General features: G+C 34.5%; 18 protein-coding genes and 2 pseudogenes. 10 read left to right on the top strand and 10 right to left on the bottom strand.

From position 1 onward, the window contains the following. Window positions 1-630: 630 nt before the first annotated feature. Together H6F32_RS00995 and cobU are read right to left on the bottom strand one after the other, a co-directional pair. Window positions 631-1,053 carry a hypothetical protein gene (locus tag H6F32_RS00995; RefSeq protein ID WP_190367463.1) on the bottom strand — a complete coding sequence of 141 codons (423 nt, stop codon included), beginning with the start codon at window positions 1,051-1,053 and terminating at the stop codon, window positions 631-633. Between the two features lie 56 nt (window positions 1,054-1,109). Continuing rightward, window positions 1,110-1,670, bottom strand: a complete 561-nt coding sequence (gene cobU, locus H6F32_RS00990; protein WP_190367476.1) for a bifunctional adenosylcobinamide kinase/adenosylcobinamide-phosphate guanylyltransferase — start codon at window positions 1,668-1,670, stop codon at window positions 1,110-1,112. A gap of 505 nt (window positions 1,671-2,175) precedes the next feature. Between cobU and H6F32_RS00985 the strand changes: the two genes are divergently transcribed. Together H6F32_RS00985 and H6F32_RS00980 are read left to right on the top strand one after the other, a co-directional pair. Further along, window positions 2,176-2,895, top strand: coding sequence for a hypothetical protein (locus H6F32_RS00985; protein ID WP_190367462.1), 720 nt, complete (start codon window positions 2,176-2,178; stop codon window positions 2,893-2,895). A 354-nt stretch (window positions 2,896-3,249) separates the two neighbouring features. Then, window positions 3,250-3,465, top strand: coding sequence for a hypothetical protein (locus H6F32_RS00980; protein ID WP_190367461.1), 216 nt, complete (start codon window positions 3,250-3,252; stop codon window positions 3,463-3,465). A gap of 63 nt (window positions 3,466-3,528) precedes the next feature. Here the strand turns inward: H6F32_RS00980 and H6F32_RS00975 are convergent, their stop codons facing one another. Next, a complete protein-coding gene (locus H6F32_RS00975) occupies window positions 3,529-4,377 on the bottom strand; it encodes a M28 family peptidase (RefSeq protein ID WP_190367460.1) in 849 nt (282 codons plus the stop codon). A 139-nt stretch (window positions 4,378-4,516) separates the two neighbouring features. Between H6F32_RS00975 and H6F32_RS00970 the strand changes: the two genes are divergently transcribed. Beyond that, window positions 4,517-5,020 carry a DNA recombination-mediator protein A gene (locus H6F32_RS00970; protein WP_190367459.1) on the top strand — a complete coding sequence of 168 codons (504 nt, stop codon included), beginning with the start codon at window positions 4,517-4,519 and terminating at the stop codon, window positions 5,018-5,020. A gap of 192 nt (window positions 5,021-5,212) precedes the next feature. Then, the gene (locus H6F32_RS00965) at window positions 5,213-5,704 is read left to right on the top strand and encodes a YajQ family cyclic di-GMP-binding protein (protein WP_190367458.1); all 492 of its coding nucleotides are present in this window, start codon (window positions 5,213-5,215) and stop codon (window positions 5,702-5,704) included. Between the two features lie 133 nt (window positions 5,705-5,837). Here the strand turns inward: H6F32_RS00965 and H6F32_RS00960 are convergent, their stop codons facing one another. Together H6F32_RS00960 and H6F32_RS00955 are read right to left on the bottom strand one after the other, a co-directional pair. Next, window positions 5,838-6,395, bottom strand: a complete 558-nt coding sequence (locus H6F32_RS00960) for a glutathione S-transferase family protein (RefSeq protein ID WP_190367457.1) — start codon at window positions 6,393-6,395, stop codon at window positions 5,838-5,840. A gap of 14 nt (window positions 6,396-6,409) precedes the next feature. Beyond that, entirely contained in the window at window positions 6,410-6,868 is a 459-nt protein-coding gene (locus tag H6F32_RS00955) for a hypothetical protein (RefSeq protein WP_190367456.1), read from the bottom strand. Between the two features lie 388 nt (window positions 6,869-7,256). Here H6F32_RS00955 and H6F32_RS00950 point away from each other — a divergent pair, with 388 nt between their 5' ends. Beyond that, entirely contained in the window at window positions 7,257-7,997 is a 741-nt protein-coding gene (locus H6F32_RS00950; protein ID WP_190367455.1) for a tetratricopeptide repeat protein, read from the top strand. Between the two features lie 283 nt (window positions 7,998-8,280). On the opposite strand, the gene H6F32_RS00945 is transcribed toward H6F32_RS00950, so the two are convergent. Next, complete coding sequence (locus tag H6F32_RS00945) at window positions 8,281-8,691, bottom strand: hypothetical protein (protein WP_190367454.1); 411 nt, start codon at window positions 8,689-8,691, stop codon at window positions 8,281-8,283. A gap of 298 nt (window positions 8,692-8,989) precedes the next feature. After that, window positions 8,990-9,085, bottom strand: coding sequence for a photosystem I reaction center subunit XII (psaM, locus tag H6F32_RS00940; RefSeq protein WP_096571955.1), 96 nt, complete (start codon window positions 9,083-9,085; stop codon window positions 8,990-8,992). A 445-nt stretch (window positions 9,086-9,530) separates the two neighbouring features. Here psaM and H6F32_RS00935 point away from each other — a divergent pair, with 445 nt between their 5' ends. From H6F32_RS00935 to H6F32_RS00920, 5 genes and pseudogenes are all read left to right on the top strand, one after another. Further along, the gene (locus H6F32_RS00935; protein ID WP_190367453.1) at window positions 9,531-10,808 is read left to right on the top strand and encodes an FGGY-family carbohydrate kinase; all 1,278 of its coding nucleotides are present in this window, start codon (window positions 9,531-9,533) and stop codon (window positions 10,806-10,808) included. A gap of 192 nt (window positions 10,809-11,000) precedes the next feature. After that, window positions 11,001-11,810 (top strand): annotated as a pseudogene (locus H6F32_RS21145) (RtcB family protein); the annotation flags it as partial. Beyond that, window positions 11,811-12,767 (top strand): annotated as a pseudogene (locus tag H6F32_RS21140) (RtcB family protein); the annotation flags it as partial. 61 nt (window positions 12,768-12,828) lie between these two features. Further along, entirely contained in the window at window positions 12,829-14,211 is a 1,383-nt protein-coding gene (locus H6F32_RS00925) for an aminopeptidase P family protein (protein WP_190367451.1), read from the top strand. A gap of 90 nt (window positions 14,212-14,301) precedes the next feature. Then, on the top strand, window positions 14,302-14,820 hold the full coding sequence (locus H6F32_RS00920; protein WP_242031009.1) for a hypothetical protein: 519 nt from the start codon (window positions 14,302-14,304) through the stop codon (window positions 14,818-14,820). Window positions 14,821-16,057: 1,237 nt separating this feature from the next. Here the strand turns inward: H6F32_RS00920 and H6F32_RS00915 are convergent. The 3 genes from H6F32_RS00915 to H6F32_RS00905 all read right to left on the bottom strand — a co-directional run bounded on the left by H6F32_RS00915 (window position 16,058) and on the right by H6F32_RS00905 (window position 18,397). Beyond that, window positions 16,058-16,312, bottom strand: coding sequence for a hypothetical protein (locus H6F32_RS00915; RefSeq protein WP_190367450.1), 255 nt, complete (start codon window positions 16,310-16,312; stop codon window positions 16,058-16,060). 64 nt (window positions 16,313-16,376) lie between these two features. After that, the gene (locus H6F32_RS00910) at window positions 16,377-16,658 is read right to left on the bottom strand and encodes a hypothetical protein (protein ID WP_190367449.1); all 282 of its coding nucleotides are present in this window, start codon (window positions 16,656-16,658) and stop codon (window positions 16,377-16,379) included. Between the two features lie 209 nt (window positions 16,659-16,867). Beyond that, window positions 16,868-18,397 (bottom strand): HlyD family efflux transporter periplasmic adaptor subunit, encoded by a 1,530-nt coding sequence (locus tag H6F32_RS00905; RefSeq protein ID WP_190367448.1) that lies wholly within the window; start codon window positions 18,395-18,397, stop codon window positions 16,868-16,870. Window positions 18,398-18,414 lie beyond the last annotated feature (17 nt).

The raw sequence follows: 18,414 nt of genomic DNA, 5'->3' as shown, positions 1-18,414 counted from the left end.
ATGCAGGTAACAGGTTTTGAGCAATTTTACTTTTCGTTACTTATGTCGGTTTTTTTCCGTTCACTTACTTAAAGGATCTATGGGATAATGATTTAAAATGGTGCTTTACGCTATTGTATGGCGATCGCTATGCTATACACAAATTTTTTACCAATGGTGCGTTACTAATTGCTAACGCATCCTACTATTTGGCTGTTACCTAATTTAAGGTGGTGCGTTACGAAGACAGCTAACGCACCCTACTATTTGGCTGTTACCTAATTTAATATGGTGCGTTACTAGTTGCTAACGCACCCTACTATTTGGATGTTACTTAATTTAATATGGTGCGTTACTAGTTGCTAACGCATCCTACTATTTGGCTGTTACCTAATTTAAGGTGGTGCGTTACTTGCAGCAGCACTTCCCTATCGCCACCTAAGATTTAGACTATATGTATTCAAAAATCCGAAAAAACCGATTGTGACACCGGGTCATCTAAGGTAGGATACATATTGTACCCAAACATAACTTTTAGATATTGGTCATATTTAGTTGTTCCTGTATTCACTAAATAGGAAAGTACCTCGGAACAGGTTTACATTCGCCTTGGTGCTATTAAATCCTGATGTACTGGATTGATTTGGTAAACTATTCTTTACGAGTCTCTACTAGACGATTGTGGATCTTCAACAGTTGTTCTTGACTATTCACAGGACATCGTGGTTGAGGTAGTTCTTGATTAGGCCAAGTATATAAACTATAACAAGGACACAATAATGCTGGTAGTCCCAAAGTCTTAATAGGCACTGGCATCATACAGCGTCCACATTCTACCATTTCCCAAGCTGGCGTAAGTAAGTCCGCGATGGTTTCTTGGGTATCTTCTAAATAGCAATCACTGGTTCTTGATGACATAATCTTATGCCAGCATTCTTCAAATTCTGGACTATATCTATCACCTTTCAGGATTGTTTTGGGTGATACAATTTCTTTGCCATTTTCAATAACTACTTTTTTACCTAATTGAAACCAGTGAGCTAGGTATTTTTTAACTTCATGTTTGTTTGCCATACACCTATTTTAGATTTAAAAATAGTACTTTTTCCGGTACAATTATTAAGTTAGAATTAAGACTTCACCGGAGGTAATGGTATTCCCAATATCGTCAAGTTGAGAGCATAACCTCCTGTAACTAAGTAAACTGTGTGACAAGTTTCACTGATTTGACGAATTAAATTACCTAAGCGATCGCGGAATTTACGCCCTATAGGATAAGCTGGTACTACACCCCAACCAGTTTCTTCTGCAACAAATATTAAATCAGCTTTGGTTAATTGCACCGTTTTGAGCAATTTTGTGATAGTCTGTTGCCAAATTATATCTTCCTGTTCTAAAAGATTTGCTACCCAAGTTCCCAAAGAATCAATTAACAGGCAGGTATCAGGATCGGCATCAACTAAGGTAGATATTAAATCTACGGGTGCAGATAAAGTTAACCAGTTTTCAGGACGACGTTGTTGATGTTTTTCAATTCGTTGTTGCCATTCTGAATCATCTGGATTTGCCATAGCAGTGGCTACATAAATAATACTCTTGTGTGTACTGTTTTGTAAATTCGTCGCTAAATGTTCTGCCCATTCACTTTTACCTGAACGAGCCGCACCAGTCACTAAAATAACTTTATTCATCATTTCGTAGTATAATTAAGGAATTGTCAGTAGTCAGCCGTCAGCCAACGCTACGCAAACCTAGCGGTTCAGCCGTCAGCTTTCAAGAATTTAATTATTATTATTCCAAATAATTCTAACTTCTGACTTCTGGTAAGGGTTTAGCGGTGCTAAACTCCTACTGACCCCTAATATGGGTTTAACAGTGATCATTTGTCTCAACTTAACTTACAATATAAGTAGAGACGTTCCATGTAACGTATTTACAGGGAATGAATTAACTCGCATAATAGCAAAATTCATAAGCAAGATGACTAATAACCAAAGTACTTTTTAAATTGTTGATTAAATTGTTTATTAGTTTACTTTAGTAAACTTTGGTTATTAGCTGTGGAAGTTGATTTCCATCTGGATGTGGCTGCTAAACAAATAAGCTATCTGTAGCTTAAATTGACAGCAATAAAGCTCTTGCTAAACCCCTACTGACTCCTGACTAGCACTTTTGGGATCAATTTTAGGATACCTTATGAAAGCAGGTTTAAAACGAATTGAAGCAACATTGCATGATTTAGTAAATCGCACTACAGAGGATCATGACACGAAGCCGTCATTTTCTTTTCGCATTAGTGTTAGACCTAATTTACCAGAGGATACAGTCCATAATAGCCAACAATCTCCACAACCTGCGGAAACTCTCCCAGAGGAAACAGCAGAGAAAACACCTAGTTTACCTAAGTTTAAAATACCTAGTTTCAGTAATCATCGTCATAGTGCTAATCCAGGTTTTGCTACCAATATACTAGTAGAAATTCATGAAAAAGTGGTTAGTTGGCAATTAGAATTACAAACTATTGTGCAACAAATTCAGGATATTTACTTAGAAGGACCAATTATTAACGGTTGGTTAGAATGTAATATACAAGAACCAGAATCACCTGCTAAAGCTAAATTTCGTCATGCAGATGTTGAACAATTAATGGATTATGTTGAAGAAATATGTGCCAATGGTAATGATAAAAGTAACAAAACTTTCCTGCGTACAGATTACCGTCTTTGTGGAGTTGATACATCAGGTCAAGTTTGGTCGCGTCCCTGCCCTGTTGAACAAGTACCTAGTGTGAGTATTGCTATAGCTAGGTATCATAGATTACGGCAACTATTGACAAAAAAACAGAGTTTAGATGATAAGTTAAGTCATTTAGCGGAAACATTGGTAGTTTTACATAGTTATATTCAGGAAAGTTAGTATAAAAAAAGTGACAAGTAACATCAGTAAAAGTCCTTTTGTATATAATTGTATATAAGTTTAATCCTTAGTAAATATACTAAGTGAATATACTAACAAACTTAACTGGTATATAGAAAAACTACAAGCCAAAATTAGAATATAAGGTGTAGCAATATCAAATATTTTAGTTTCTGCTACTTGGGTTAGAAATATTTGATTATATTTTTAGTAACTATGAATCAAAAGTTACGCAACTGGCGCATTGGTGGGGTGTGGTTCGACAAGCTCACCAACTAGTGATAGTTGACAGTTGACAGTTGATTATGTTATGATCCCTGAAATTACAATTTATCAACTCTATAGCCTCAAACTATGCGACTAAAACGTTGGGAGACTCCCCGTCGTGAAGGGAGAAATGATAAAGGCCGGGGTGGTGCTGCTAGAAAACGCCAACTCAAAAAACAACGCCAAATGCTTCGACAAAAACTGAAAAACTCGGAAAAACTCAATCATGATCAACAAAATAATCATAAACACAAAAAGGGGGAAATTCATATTTCTCCCTTTTTTATAACTATCACCGCTTAAAATAATCACTTTACATATCTTGTTCATGCAATTAAATCTTTATAAACATTTATAAATAGAAATTTATAAATTTCTAATTCCCAATTCTAAACCACTGCAAACCCCAGTAAGAAAATCTAAATCTAAACTATCAATAGTATCACTGGGCTGATGATAATGGGGATTACGCATAAAAGCAGTATCTGTCACCATTATAGCTGGATAACCTTGATCCCAAAAAGGAGAATGATCGCTAAATCTAGTTTGGGGAACTAAAAAACCCCGCATAGGAGTAGGTAGCCACTGACTAATAATACCAGATTTTTGCATATTTTTACTAAGACTTAACAAATCTTTAAGAGTAACAAAATTACCAATAAAGGCAATAAAATTACCTTGATGGGGATAAAAGTATTTTAAAAATGGTGGATATTTTTGAGAATGGGGACGGCGATCGCAATATCCTAACATTTCTAATGATATCATTAATCGTAGTTTTTGTTGTTGTTGTTTGAACTTTTTAGCATAATCTAAACTACCAAATAAACCATATTCTTCCAAATCAAAAGCTATGAATTGCACAGGGTATTGAATAGGTTTTTGGGCAAAACTTTGAGCTAATTCTAATAATACCGCTACCCCTGTAGCATTGTCATCTGCACCTACTGTACCAGGAACAGCATCATAATGAGCAGCGATTAAAATAGGAGGTAAATCAGGTATTTCTCCAGCCAGATGTAAAATAATATTTTTACCACTGATATTACCAAAATCAAAATTTTGTATTTCTACCTGTCCGCCGCAAATTTCCCATTGAGAGAATTGTTGACGAATATATTCTTGCACAAAAAAATGTCCACCACTAGATAGATAAGGATGGCGTTCCCTTGCTACTTCTCGGAGATGGTTGATTAATCTTTGTTTTAAACTCATTATCAGTAGTTTAATAGTGTTAAACATTACAACATTTATCAAATAACTACTAATAATCAAAAATGTAACTCTAGTTAGCTTCCGATTTACACAGGATTTGATAAAATATCTAGGTTGTTACATTTGATTATTTTCATCATTGAGTCAATCAACTAACATTCTTGATCTGGATACATTAGCCCAAGAACTAGCAACAATCCAACAAACAGGTTCTAAGCGGATTGCATTGCTTGGTTCACGTCATGTACCCATTACGCACCAAAACCTAATTGAAATGATGACCTATGCCTTAGTTTTAGCAGGTAATAGAATCATTACATCCGGTGCAACAGGTACAAACTCTGCGGCCATCCGGGGCGCAACTAGGGCTGATGCCAATTTACTGACTGTAATTTTACCTCAAAGCTTAGAACGTCAACCACAAGAATCTCGTCAACAATTAGAACAAGTTATGCACTTGGTAGAAAACCCTAGTAATGATAATTTGTCTCTTGGGGAAGCGAGTCACTTATGTAATAAAGAAATAGTGTCCCGTTGTCAGCAACTTATCTGTTTTGCATTTCATGACAGTCGCACTTTATTGCAAACCTGTCAGGAGGCGGAAGAACAAAGAAAAGTAGTAACACTGTTCTATTTTGACTAGTGAATTACGTTTTTTTTGTTCCCATAATGATTGAGAATGACAAGTTCCTTTTGGGTAATGGGTAATGAGTTGACTAAGTTATTTTGAATTAACTTTTTAATTAACAATTTACCCATTCACATCTATTATTTGTGAGTTTACAGCAGGTAATAACTGCTATCACAATTAGCAAATCTATTGACAATTTTTTCTATGGCTTCTAATTTTTCTTTTGATATTGTGAGTGATTTTGACAGACAAGAATTAGTCAATGCTGTTGATCAAGTAGTACGAGATGTTAAAAGTCGTTATGATTTAAAAGACACTCAAACTACTGTGGAATTAGGCGAAGATAATATTACTATTGGTACTGACAGTGAATTTACTTTAGATGCAGTACATGGTATTTTGCGGGAAAAAGCAGCAAAACGTAATTTATCCCAAAAAATCTTTGAATTTGGTAAAGTAGAATCTGCTAGTGGTAATCGTGTACGTCAAGAAATAACTCTTAAAAAAGGTATTAGTCAAGATATTGGTAAACAAATTTCCAAGTTAATTAGAGATGAATTTAAAAAAATTCAGGCTTCAATTCAAGGTGATGTTGTGCGAGTAACAGCTAAATCTAAAGATGATTTACAATTGGTAATTCAAAGATTAAAACAGGAAGATTATCCTGTGGCTTTGCAATTTACTAATTACCGTTAGCTGTCAGATGTAGGTTGGGTTGAGGAACTAACCCCAACATTTAACCCCAAAATTGAACATTCTAGAACTTTGTAAAAGTTGGGTTTCACTTTGTTCAACCCAACCTACATACTTACTAATCACCAATCAGCAATTACCGTCGTCCACCAAGAGTTTTTTGAAATGCTGGACGCTGAGAAAGACGACTGATATATTCAGCTATTGCTGGATAATCAGTAAATTCTATTTTTAACATGATAGGAATATAGAACAGAAGAGATCCTACTGCTACATCAGCTATGGTAAATTCTTCACCTAATAGATAACTTTGTTTGCTAAAAATCTCATTCAAGGGATTTAATAATCTGGGCATTTCTTTTTCACGATTTGCTTCTACAAAAATCCCTGTTCCTAATGTAGCATTAGCAAATATAACCCACTGGTTTAATGTTGCTCTTTCTTCTGCTGTATAGGATTTTTGACTATATTTATCCGCCAAATATAGTAAAATTGCTCCTGATTCCCACAGTTGAAAATCACCATCAACTATGGCAGGTACTTTACCAATGGGATTAATTTTTAGATATTCTGGCTGACGATGTTCGCCAGCTTGCATATCTAATAATACAAATTCATAGGGGGTATTTATCTCTTCTAAATACCATTGTACAATTGATGCACGGCTACGAGAGCCTCCATAAAGTTTGATCATGTTAAATCCTCAAATTAAAGAACTTTGTGAGTGTGGGAATGTTGTTTAATATTGTCTTCTTTGGTGACAACTCTGGAGGCGTTTAATACCCGTTTACGTTCAGTTGAATAATTTAAGTCTGTTTTCGTTGTACCCAGTGGGATAAGATTTTGGGCTGTTTCACGACGCTTGTAGGTACGTGCAGCGGAAAATAACCTTAACACAAATTCGTCTCCAAATTGTGCAGTTTCAGGAAATTCCTGGGGTAATAATAGCTGATTTTGATCAAATACTGCTCCTAATGTGGTGGCTACTGCAAAGCGGTAGGAGGTGGGGATACCTTTACAAATAGCTTCTAAAGCGGCTGAAGGTATGGGTTCGATCACTTCAATTTCGTGTATTTCTCCATCTTCTTTATAAAAGCAGGTGGCTAAACCCAGAACTATGTAGTCTTCTGTGCTGAGATCGTCTGTGTTTGGGTAGGGTTTTGTCATTTCTAGTCTGTACTTGGTGTTGGAATTACGTTATTTACTAATTTAGGTTATCAATTATTGCTGATTGCTGACCAGTAATAGCTAAATTTACACTTCCCTACCTTAGATTTAAGACTTACGCAAGTGTCATAGGGAAAATCTGGTGTAGGGTGCGTCAGATATCAACATTTATGCTGTCTGATGTACCCTACTAATATACCAGTTGTGTAAGTCCTGAGATTTTTACTGATTCTGGAACTGATGATCAGTATTAAGTATACATTAATAGTTTTAATTTTCTGTTTTTAGTGGTGTAAAGTCTTTATAACCAAGAGTTACTCGATCGCTTTCCTACTAGCAGAAACAGGTGGTTACTTGGATAACTTCAGTAATTTGGGGAGGGTAAAGTATGAATAATTGCTGTTTTTTAGGTTGTGGTTGTGAAAATCATCAATCATGTATTTTTGCTAAGAATGCTAATCATAGTAATAATTATAATCTGTGTCAATTGTTAAATAATCATTTCATATCTCCAAAGGAATCTCAATATATGCTGGAGGAGGGATATTTACGGTCTTATGCTTTACAGTTAGCCAAAGAAGGAAATTATGCTACAGCGATCGCTTTATTAAGTCATTTGATTGCTCATCATCCTGATAATGCAATTGATTATAATAATCGTGGACTAATCTATTTTCAAAGTGGTGATAACTCTAAGGCTTTATCTGATTATAATAAGGCTTTAGATTTGAATTGTAAATTGGTTAGTGCCTACAATAATCGGGCTAATTATTATGCAGCTTGTGGGCAGTTAAATGATGCTTTAGCTGACTATGAACAGGCTTTAGATTTGAATCCTCGTTATGTGAGAGCATGGATTAATAAAGGTATTACTTTTCGTGATTTGGAAAAATATTCAGACGCTATTGAAAGTTTAGAAGTAGCTTTACTATTTGGACAGTTAGAAGGTAATATTTGGGCTGAAAGAGGACGTACTTATCATTTATGGGGTGACTGGAATTGTGCGATCGCTGATTATCGTCGTGCTTTAGAAAAATTACCTCTATCTACAAATCGCAATTCTTCTGGTTATCGTTTACGTTTTAATGTGGACATTTGGTTAAATGAATTATTGTTTTTTGATGAGTAATTGATAAGTATTTGAAACTAATAACTAATAATTAGTAGATAGCAGACTTGATAACCTATATCATTAAGTTGTATACCACTTGTATTTAGAGACTACTTGAAGATTAGCCACAGATCAATTATCAACAATCTTGTATTGATTAATGATTACTACATATCTTCATATATATTAGTAGCCACCCTAAATTCACACTGGATCAACAATTGATTTTGGGGATTTTTGATGAGTTTTTCCACCCAGTTTTTGATCATATTTTGATCTTTTAATAACCATTTATGGTGCTTTATGGTGTTGAATCTAATTTTTCAGGAACATTTGGCTCTTGATTAATTATGATAATAGGACGCTGATTAGCATCAAAACGATATAATTGTTGTTGCATGATAGTTTTACTTTGTTTGGGATCAAAGTTGCGACTAAATTCCTGTTGCAAACTTTCCACTCTTCCCTCCATTACCTTTACCTCTGTACGCACTTCTCGTAATTTATCTTGTTGTACCCAGTAATAAGGTAATAATTTACACAATGCAGATACAGATGCTATACTAATAGTGAGGTTAACGGCGATTTTAGCTGTTACTTCTAGTGCCAAAATTTGATGAGTCCGTTTACGAAGATTACGTTTTGTTCTAGGTCTTTTACGATTTGGTTTTTCTGGTTGCAGCGATTCGAGAGATGGTTGAGACGCGTTCATGATACTTAAAAGAAACTTGATGATTTATGGTAATTACTGTGAAAAGTAAAAACAAGAGCAAAAAACTTGCCAATTGTTGTTTAATTTAGCGTCAATATTAATTCATTTTTGGGAAATTTATACAAGTGTAGTGATATGTAAATATTTTTACCTGATGTCCGTAGCAGGGTGCTGGGTGCTGGGAGAATTATATTTTACCCAATCACCAATTTACGAAAAATCCCCCAACGTAAGGAAGGGGGAGGAAATGAAATTAGGTTTTTAACTGCGTTTAACTCATCATAGAGTTAAATGGGGGTTACTTGTATAGTTCTGTAGCTAAACGCCAAGCGAGAATACCAGGAATTAAAGCTACTACTAAAGCAATGTACACTTGGGTATCTGAGATAGTCATAATGGAAATCCTCCTAAAGTTGAGATCAGATTTTGTAGACTTCGTTTACTAATTTTCCTACTTTTCACTGTTTTAGCAAGTTTGGGGAATATCTTGTTACAAGACGCAACAAAAACTTTACATTTAAGTGTAGGGTTGAGTAGTTAGGAGTCAGGAGTTCCAGGAGTCAGGAGAAGTTTAGCACTACACATTTATGTCAATTTAAGTTAATAAATTTTCACAGCTAATAGCTAAAGTTTGCTAAAGTAAACGCAACAACTTAAATTCAAATAACTTAAAAAAATCTTCTGCTTCTTTAATCATCTTTAGATCACTTTTGCTTTATCTACTTAACCCAAGTTGCTAGTTATTAATTTTCGATTTTCGGATATTTTGTAGTCTGTAGGCGTTTAGCACTGCTAAACCCCCAACTGACTCCTTGATCTCCTGACTCCTTGATCTCCTTATGTCTTTATATCTTGGTATTGATTTTGGAACCTCTGGTGCTAGAAGTGTAGTTATTGATGATAATTCCGAAATTCTTGCTTCAGTGCGCTATTCTTGGTCCGATCATGTTCAGAATTGGTTTACTTGTTGGCGCGAGGGCTTGTGGTGTTTATTAGGGCAAATTCCTGGGCATTTAAGGGGTAATATACAAGCGATCGCCATTAATGGGACTTCTTCTACCATTTTACTAACTGATGGGGCTGGAAACCCCATAGATGCACCGCTATTGTATAATGATGATCGGGGTATATCTGTTTTAGAAAGGTTGCGAGTTATTGCACCTCCCCATCATACAGTTTTAAGTGCTACCTCTAGTTTGGCTAAATTATTATGGATGCAAGATTTACCTTCTTTTATTAAATCTAATCTTTCTAATCTTTCTCAGAAATATTCTATCTATCTACTACATCAAGCGGACTGGCTTGGGTTTCTTTTACATGGAAAGTTAGGAGTTAGTGATTATCATAATGCTTTAAAACTTGGTTACGATGTGGAAAATTTCCAATATCCCCAATGGTTAGAAAACTTAGATATTCAAGTGAATTTACCAGAAGTATTAACACCTGGTACTCCTATTGGTGAATTATTACCACAGATAGTCACAGAATTTGGCTTTTCTCATAGTTGTTATGTGTGTGCAGGCACAACAGATAGTATTGCGGCTTTTTTAGCCAGTGGTGCAAATTTACCAGGGCAAGGTGTAACCTCTTTGGGTTCAACTTTGGTTTTAAAGTTATTAAGTCGTACTCGTGTAGAAGATGCCCGTTATGGTATTTATAGTCATCGTTTAGGAGATTTATGGTTGACTGGTGGAGCTTCTAATACTGGTGGTGCTGTATTAAGGCATTTTTTTAGTGATGATGAGTTGGTAAAATTAAGTGCTGAGATTGATATAGAAAAAGATTGTGATTTAGATTATTATCCATTATTGAAAATGGGCGATCGCTTTCCAATTAATGATCCTTTTTTAGCACCAAAATTAACACCACGTCCTGATAATAATCGAGATTTTTTATATGGGTTATTAACAGGTATAGCAAAGATTGAAGCTAGGGGATATGAACTTTTAGCAATATTGGGGGCGGATCAATTAAATTATGTTTATACAGCAGGTGGAGGAGCTAATAATCATACTTGGATAGATATAAGAAAAAGGTTTTTAAGAACTAATATAGTACCATCTATTCATACAGAAGCAGCTTATGGAACAGCATTATTAGCCAAGAAAAATCTATGATCTTGATATCCCCGACTTCTCTAAAAAGTCGGGGATCTTTTTTTACAGTATCTTGACAAAGACAAAAATATGTAGTATATTCGTAATATAAACATTGCTCATGGTAGAAAACCATGTAAATATATCATAAAGACAGAATGAATCATAGTATTTATGAATAATGACAAACTGATTAAATGTGAACTTTAAATTATGCCTTACGAACAATTAGAGATTAGCACACAACACCCCGTTTTATCCTGGGCAAATCATCCGTTAGGCTCGGAAGAAACTAAAATGGCCAAAAACGTTGCCTCCTTACCCTTTGTATTCAAACACGTGGCATTAATGCCCGATGTTCACTTAGGAAAAGGTGCATTAGTTGGCTCAGTTATTGCTACTAAAGACGCGATTATTCCGGCATCTGTGGGAGTAGATATTGGTTGCTTTGTAGGAGAAACTTTGATTGCTTTAGTTGATGGAAAATCATATCAAATTAAAGATTTAGCTGATCAAAATGAGGAATTTATAGTTTATTCTTGTACAGCAACAGGAAAAATTGTAGCAGCAAAAGCTACTGCCAGATTAACAAGAAAAAATGCTGCGCTTGTGAAAGTAATCTTAGATAATGGTGAAGAGATTATCTGTACTCCAGATCATCAATTTATGTTGCGAGATGGTAATTATCAAGAAGCACAATTTTTGCAAAAAGATACTTCTTTAATGCCATTTTACTCAAAAGTTGATCAAGATGGTTATACCCTAATTTCTCAACCTTATGCTGGCAGATGGCAAAAAGCACACTGGATCATTGCACGCTCTGGTTTATTGGGTAAAATTCCTAAATTTGATGGACAAAGAACAGTAATTCATCATTGCAATTTTCAAGAATCAGATAATAGTCCAGAATATACATATAACCACAAAGTAGTAGAAGTAATTCCTTTAAATTACACAGAAGATGTGTACTGTCTAACAGTACCAGAATATCATAACTTTGCTCTCAAGGCAGGTGTATTTGTTCATAATTGTGGAATGTGTGCTATTAAAACACCATTTACAGGTGAACAATTAGAGGGGAAACTAAAGAAAATTCGCCTCGATATTGAAACTGCAATTCCTACAGGATTTAATGAAAATAAAGATGTAGAAAAAGCAGTTACCAATTGGCAAAAATGGCGCTCATTTAAAGACTTACATCGCGGTGTACAAGACATAGAAGAAAAAGCGATGAAACAAATGGGTTCTCTTGGTGGGGGGAATCATTTTATAGAGATTTGTCTCGACACAGAAAACCAAGTTTGGCTAATGTTACATTCAGGTTCAAGAAACATTGGCAATAAATTAGCCCAATGTCATATTGACACTGCTAAACAATTAGCAAAAATGGCAGGAGAAAAATTACCAGATCCTGATTTAGCTTATTTCATCACAGGAACACCCGAATTTCAAGCCTATTGGCGCGATTTACAATGGGCGCAAAATTACGCACATTTTAACCGTGATGTGATGATGGCTAGATTTAAAAAGATCATCGAAAAACATCTTTCAGGAGGGAAACCATTTAAACCTTTATTAGAAGTAAATTGTCATCACAACTACGCCGAAAAAGAAGTACATTTTGGCGAAGAAGTGTATGTAACTCGTAAAGGTGCTGTGCGTGCAACTACTGAAGATTATGGAATTATTCCTGGTTCAATGGGAGCAAAATCTTTTATTATTAAAGGTAAGGGAAATGCTCAAAGTTTTTGCTCCTGTAGCCACGGGGCTGGGCGCTTAATGTCCAGAACTAAAGCCAAAAATGTCTATACTCTTGATGATTTAATAGCCCAAACCGCAGGAGTTGAATGTCGTAAAGATACGGGAGTTTTAGATGAAATTCCTGGTGCTTATAAACCCATTGAACAAGTCATGGAAAATCAAGCAGACTTAGTAGAAATTGTGGCTACACTCAAACAAGTTTTGTGTGTTAAAGGTTAATAAATAATCAGATCCCGGACTTCTTGAAGAAGTCCGGGATCTTTGATCCTCTTCTGATATTATGAACAAGAATCTCTCAGAAATACTCCGTTTTCGTCGTCACCAACTCGGCCAATTAATTGATTTTCCCGCCATTTTGTGGTCAGGTATTAGCAGTCCGCGCAATTTCCCCGCAAATAAGTATCCTTACCGCGCTAATAGTCATTTCCTTTATTTTGCAGGTATTCCCCTAGAAAACGCCGCCATAGTCCTAGAAAGGGGCAATATGCAACTGTTTATGGATGACCCCCATCCTAGTAATAATTTATGGCATGGTGCAGCACCTAATCGAGAAGAAATAGCAGCTAAAATTGGTGCAGATGATGCTAAACCCATGACAGAATTAGTAGAACAATTAACAATAATCAATGATTTAGAAAATATTGCTACTATTCCTGTACAAGATGCTGCAACTTGGACACAACAAACACAAATTTTAAATAGATTTATTTTACCACAACAGCCATTAACAGGTAGAGATTTAGAATTAGCTAAAGCGATTATTTCTTTACGTCTCTGTCATGATGATATGGCATTAATAGAATTAAAAAAAGCTGTCAATGTGAGTATTGCAGCGCATAAAAAAGGTATGAAAGTTACCCGTGCAGCTAGTTTAGAAGCAGAAATTCGTGCAGCTATGGAAGCAGTAATTATCAGTGAAAATATGACTACTGCTTATTCTAGTATTGTCACTGTACATGGTGAAATTTTGCATAATCAACATTATCATCATGCTATTAAATCAGGTGATTTATTATTAGCTGATGTGGGTGCAGAAACGGCCAATGGTTGGGCAAGTGATATTACTAGAACCTGGCCTGTTTCTGGTAAATTTTCACCTACACAAAAGGATATTTATGATATTGTTTTAACTGCCCATGATGCTTGTATTGCTAATATATTTCCTGGGGTAGAATATGCGGAAATTCATCTTTTAGCAGCTAAAATTATCGCTGAAGGTTTGGTTAATTTAGGTATTTTAAGAGGTAAGCCAGAAGATTTGGTAAAAATGGATCTTCATGCTTTATTTTTCCCTCATGGTATTGGACATTTATTAGGTTTAGATGTACATGATATGGAAGATTTGGGAGATTTGGCAGGATATGATTTAGGCAGGGAAAGAAGTAGTAGATTTGGTTTGAGTTATTTACGTTTAAATCGTCCTTTATTACCAGGAATGTTAGTGACTATTGAACCGGGTTTTTATCAAGTTCCGGCAATTTTAAATGATCCCAAAATTAGAAATCAATATCAATATTTAGTTAATTGGGAAAGGTTGGCACAATTTGCGGATGTGCGGGGAATTAGAATTGAAGATGATGTTTTAGTTACTACTTCTGGTAGGGAGGTTTTAACCGCAGCATTACCTACTAAAACTTCTGATATTGAAAACTTGGTGAGTTAAGATTCAGATACCCGACTTCTTAAAGAAGTCGGGTATCTTGTTGTTCATTGTTATAGTATAATAACTTTGATAACTTTAATAAGTTTGAAAATGATCAATAATTTCCAAATCATGAACAAAAAAGCGATCGCATTAATATTTGGTATCATAACTATAAATTTCGGGTTTTTACCTACCATAACCCAAGCACAACAACAGACTAAAAAAACTGTTTCTAATGCCCAAATTTCTGCTATGGTAGAAGCATTAAGACTAGCTGCACCTAAATCAAAAAAGCCAAATCCTGGATATCATACAGAATGGCAAATTAAACCAGAAACTCTCAAAGGTTGGAGTAAAAATTGTTTGAAAAAAGAGTTATCAGTAAGTCAATTTGAAAATGATCCAAAATTAACTCGTCAAGTGGTTTCTTGTATCGTTTCTCGTGAGTTAAATAACCAATTTGCCGCTAATAACAATAATGAAAATGCTGCTGTGCGTGGTGCTGCTTGTTGGTGGATGACGGGTAATTATACTGGTTGTAACAAAGGTTTTACTGGTAATTATGTCCAGCAGGTAGTTCGTTTTTATCAGCAAGAAATTGCTAAACCAACGAAAAAAGTTAATTAGCGTTTGCACCAAAAAGTCCTTTCGTTAAGGCTAAGGAGATCAAGGAGTCAGGAGACGCTATGGCAGAGCTTCGGTTCAGGAGTTCAAGGAGTTTTTTGTATTTGAAAATTTTGATTTCTCAGACTAAAAATCCTTTATTTTGGTACTATACTCCTCAAAACCCTTGCACCCATTTTCTGTGCTTATCAGCCTGAAACTTTGATTTGTCTGGGTTTTATATGTTTTCATCAAGCCCTAATTAAATATTTATTATGTTGGGTTAAATAACCCAACATATAATTTGTAAGTTGGGTTATTTAACCCAACCTACTTAGTACCAGTCGTTGAGGTAGAAGGAATAGTGTTTAAGTTGGATGTAAGATATGAAATCATGAATAAACCTATAGAAAAACCACAAAAAATTAAAGTTCCAAAAAAAAAACGTTAGAGTGAAAACTTTAATTGTTGTAGCAATGGGAAAATCCCGTTTTTGTCCATAAATATGATAGCGCATATATTTTCTCAATATGGTGTTCATTGTAAATTACACCCTGATAATCTTGAGACACTAAATATAGGCACTAATATAGGCACTAATAATTAGATTAATACTCAAATAGCATTTGGCTTATTCTGGATGAATTATGTCAATTTTTGAATTTTTTTTAGGTAATTTATCAGACAATTTATAGCTGATTTAATTTGGTTAGTGAGGATTTTATAACAAAACTTTTACGCATTCAGCCGTCAGCTATGCTGAAATCTTTTAATAGAAACAAACGGATGTAGATAACATTCTTTCAAATTAAATATGATGTGAAATTAAAATTTGTTAATTCTTGTTATTGCTGCTATTCGCTGATTACTGATTACCAATAGCTGAATAATTACCAAACTTCTTATATAAATACCAAAATAATATCCCTAAATTTATAGATAATTCAGGGATAAGCTGTTGTGCTTTTAATTTGGATCGGGACTTACGCAACTGACACATTGGTAGGGCGTGGTTCGACCACCAACCACGTCAGACAGTATAAATCATGTAAATAACCAAATTGTTCATATCTGACGCACTCTACAACAGATTTTTTAGTGTGACACTTGCGTAAGTCCTATGGATAATAGATGCAAGCAAGATGCTTCCACTACAGTAATTTTAGGTTTTTTAGTTATACAGTGAGTGCTGCACATCAGCTTATGATCATGAGTTATTTAAAAATGTGAATTTATTAACTAACAATTCTTGGGTAAATGTTCAGATAACTAAATAAATAGCTGTTCTGGCAAAATCAACTGTAAAAATCTTATTTTCATAGAAACTGAATGGACCTTTATATGATGTTTCGCGGTTATTTATGCCATCATAAAATGTATTTAATTGAACATCAGAAGAACGCCATAAAGGGATAAGACTACTACCTAATATTTCTTGTGTTTGCGCTGAATTTAAGTCCTGTAAGAATATTTTTAAATCAATAGGTTGTAAGTCAGAAATTACAATGGTAGCCATTATCTTATTTCCTCATCAAGAGTTATGAGAATGTCACGAGAATGCGGAGAATTTGCAAAAAATATTAAGTATATATCCAAGCATTAGTAGTGCGAGAATAATCTATGGTGTTGATTTTGTTATCATGATAGCTACCTGCACCTTCATAGGTGTTTGATATGGTATTCACTCCATCATAAATTGTGCTGATATAAATATTAGGAGTTAGATTAGGAGTTAGTCCAAAATTAGGATAACTACCCCAAGATATTCCTCCTATTAAGAATCTGATTTCTGTTGTTTCTAAATCCTTAATAAAGGTTTCTAAATGATAAGGATGTAAGTCATAAATTGCTATTCGATTCATTTTAATATCCTCTCAATCTTTATTAATGTTGATGCTTATATTCTGACATGATTCTCTGATAATGGATTTAAATGTTGCATAGAAATGTCCTGTATTTTAGACATTATTTAGTGAATTTTGTCTTTCATTAAGCAAGTAAGATCCCGGACTAAGCAAGTAAGATCCCGGACTTCTTAGAGAAGTCCGGGATCTAACGGTTTTGTTATTTGTTAAAGTTCTAATCCTGTTTTTTGTAGTTTCTTAAAGGGATCAAGAATAAAATCAATAACTCGACGTTGACGAATAATAACTTCTGCTGTGGCTGTTTGTCCAGGTGTAATGAAAATTCTTTGTTTACCTGATGGAAAATAAGTTTGTTGTAAACTAATTTCTATTTGATAGTTTTCTGTGGTATTCATACTATTTTCTGTGATTTTTGAGTTTGGCGAAATCCAACTCACCCGGCCATTTAATATGCCATATTCTTGAAATGGATAAGCATCAAATTTGATTTTGACTGGCATTCCTACTTTAACAAAACCACTATGTTGATTTGGGAGTTTAGCTTTTAAAATTAGTTCGGCATTTTTGGGGGCAATTTGGGCTAACATTTGTCCTGTTTGCACTACTGCACCAGGTTTAGCAATGGGTAATTCAAAAATTGTGCCATTAATTGGTGAACGGATGATGCGCTGATTTAATTGTACGTTTAATGCTGCTATTTGGGTTTTATTCTGGATAATTTCTGATTTAATTGTTGTGATTTGATTTTGAATATCTTTGAGTTGTTCTTGATTTTTTAGTAATGTTAATTTACTAGATTGGAGGAGGCTTTGATAACTATTTTGTTCTTGTTGTAAGCGTAGTTTTGCTTGGTAAATATCTGATTTTAATTGAGTTATGAGAGTTTGAGAACGACTAATTTCTTCTTCTAGTCGCAATTTTGCAGTGGCAATATTAAATTTTGCTTCTTGTTGTAATCTTTTACTTTCTTCGGCAATTTTTTCTAGTTCTATTATTTTCGTTTTGGCAATTATCCCTTCTTTTAATAGCAACTGATAACGCGCTGTTTCTGCCATATCTCTAGCTAGTCTACTACTTGCTATTCTATAGGCTATTTCTGTAGATTTGATATTCTGTTTGATTTGTTCAATTTGAGCATTTTTTTCTAGTTTTTGCGATATATAAATATTTTGTTTATTTTGAAAATCTTGTTCTCTTTGACTAACTTCTGCCATTTTTTCTAATGCTTGAGACTGGTTTTGTTGTCTTTGAATGTTAATAGCTAATAAAACTTGATTTTTGATAATTTCTAGTTGAGACTGTCTGCTAATTAATGCTTCTAATTTTGCTTTGTTTTGAGCAATTTCTGTTGTAATAGGTTGAGAGTCTATTTGTAATAAAACTTGTCCAGTTTCAACTATTGATCCTTCTTTGACGTTTACAGAAATTATGTTTCCTGTGACTATGCTATCTAATTTTTGTGTTGCACCTTTTGGTTCTATTCTCCCTATGGCCTTTCCTGTTTCATCTACTTGACTAAACATTGTCCAAGGTACAATTATGGTGGTGAAAGTTATGAGAAAATACAACATGGATCTTGTCCATGCTTTTGGTAGACTATCTAATAATTCTTCTGTGCCATAATACCAATCTTTATTAATTTTACTATTGGTTTCGCTAGTTTTTTTGAATGTAGTATTGCTGGTTTGATCCAGGTGAAATATATTATTTCTTGATGTGTAAATTATGTTTGGCATGGTAATAAACAAGATAT

The sequence above is a fragment of the Anabaena sp. FACHB-1237 genome (assembly GCF_014696225.1).
Classification (GTDB): Bacteria; Cyanobacteriota; Cyanobacteriia; order Cyanobacteriales; family Nostocaceae; genus FACHB-1237.
This window is presented reverse-complemented; position numbering and strand designations above follow the sequence as displayed.

Coding starts and splice junctions, on each gene's coding strand:
- H6F32_RS00960 (WP_190367457.1), bottom strand. CDS start 6,395: ATGATCAAACTTTATGGAGGCTCTCGTAGCCGTGCATCAATTGTACAA.
- H6F32_RS00995 (WP_190367463.1), bottom strand. CDS start 1,053: ATGGCAAACAAACATGAAGTTAAAAAATACCTAGCTCACTGGTTTCAA.
- H6F32_RS00965 (WP_190367458.1), top strand. CDS start 5,213: ATGGCTTCTAATTTTTCTTTTGATATTGTGAGTGATTTTGACAGACAA.
- H6F32_RS00910 (WP_190367449.1), bottom strand. CDS start 16,658: ATGAATCGAATAGCAATTTATGACTTACATCCTTATCATTTAGAAACC.
- H6F32_RS00955 (WP_190367456.1), bottom strand. CDS start 6,868: ATGACAAAACCCTACCCAAACACAGACGATCTCAGCACAGAAGACTAC.
- cobU (WP_190367476.1), bottom strand. CDS start 1,670: ATGAATAAAGTTATTTTAGTGACTGGTGCGGCTCGTTCAGGTAAAAGT.
- H6F32_RS00925 (WP_190367451.1), top strand. CDS start 12,829: ATGAACAAGAATCTCTCAGAAATACTCCGTTTTCGTCGTCACCAACTC.
- H6F32_RS00975 (WP_190367460.1), bottom strand. CDS start 4,377: ATGAGTTTAAAACAAAGATTAATCAACCATCTCCGAGAAGTAGCAAGG.
- H6F32_RS00950 (WP_190367455.1), top strand. CDS start 7,257: ATGAATAATTGCTGTTTTTTAGGTTGTGGTTGTGAAAATCATCAATCA.
- H6F32_RS00985 (WP_190367462.1), top strand. CDS start 2,176: ATGAAAGCAGGTTTAAAACGAATTGAAGCAACATTGCATGATTTAGTA.
- H6F32_RS00945 (WP_190367454.1), bottom strand. CDS start 8,691: ATGAACGCGTCTCAACCATCTCTCGAATCGCTGCAACCAGAAAAACCA.
- H6F32_RS00935 (WP_190367453.1), top strand. CDS start 9,531: ATGTCTTTATATCTTGGTATTGATTTTGGAACCTCTGGTGCTAGAAGT.
- H6F32_RS00980 (WP_190367461.1), top strand. CDS start 3,250: ATGCGACTAAAACGTTGGGAGACTCCCCGTCGTGAAGGGAGAAATGAT.
- H6F32_RS00915 (WP_190367450.1), bottom strand. CDS start 16,312: ATGGCTACCATTGTAATTTCTGACTTACAACCTATTGATTTAAAAATA.
- psaM (WP_096571955.1), bottom strand. CDS start 9,085: ATGACTATCTCAGATACCCAAGTGTACATTGCTTTAGTAGTAGCTTTA.
- H6F32_RS00905 (WP_190367448.1), bottom strand. CDS start 18,397: ATGCCAAACATAATTTACACATCAAGAAATAATATATTTCACCTGGAT.
- H6F32_RS00920 (WP_242031009.1), top strand. CDS start 14,302: ATGATCAATAATTTCCAAATCATGAACAAAAAAGCGATCGCATTAATA.